The sequence below is a fragment of the Shewanella sp. AS1 genome (assembly GCF_021412565.1).
Lineage (GTDB): Bacteria > Pseudomonadota > Gammaproteobacteria > Enterobacterales > Shewanellaceae > Shewanella.
In genome coordinates this window covers 1-579 of record NZ_JAKCLJ010000029.1, presented here as the reverse complement: position 1 = coordinate 579, position 579 = coordinate 1, and the positions used below count along the sequence as shown (strand labels likewise).

1 rRNA gene is annotated in these 579 nt (G+C 55.4%); it reads right to left on the bottom strand.

Annotated features, from left to right (window positions below):
- Nucleotides 1-579, bottom strand: a 23S ribosomal RNA gene (locus tag LZP69_RS15885); the annotation flags it as partial.

Genomic DNA, 579 nt, shown 5'->3' with positions numbered 1-579 from the left:
AGGGATGACTCATCTTAGGGCTCGCTTCCCGCTTAGATGCTTTCAGCGGTTATCGATTCCGAACGTAGCTACCGGGCAATGCGATTGGCATCACAACCCGAACACCAGCGGTTCGTCCACTCCGGTCCTCTCGTACTAGGAGCAGCTCCCTTCAATCATCCAACGCCCACGGCAGATAGGGACCGAACTGTCTCACGACGTTCTGAACCCAGCTCGCGTACCACTTTAAATGGCGAACAGCCATACCCTTGGGACCGACTTCAGCCCCAGGATGTGATGAGCCGACATCGAGGTGCCAAACACCGCCGTCGATATGAACTCTTGGGCGGTATCAGCCTGTTATCCCCGGAGTACCTTTTATCCGTTGAGCGATGGCCCTTCCATTCAGAACCACCGGATCACTATGACCTGCTTTCGCACCTGCTCGACGTGTATGTCTCGCAGTTAAGCTGGCTTATGCCATTGCACTAACCGTACGATGTCCGACCGTACTTAGCCAACCTTCGTGCTCCTCCGTTACTCTTTGGGAGGAGACCGCCCCAGTCAAACTACCCACCAGGCACTGTCCTCAACCCCGAT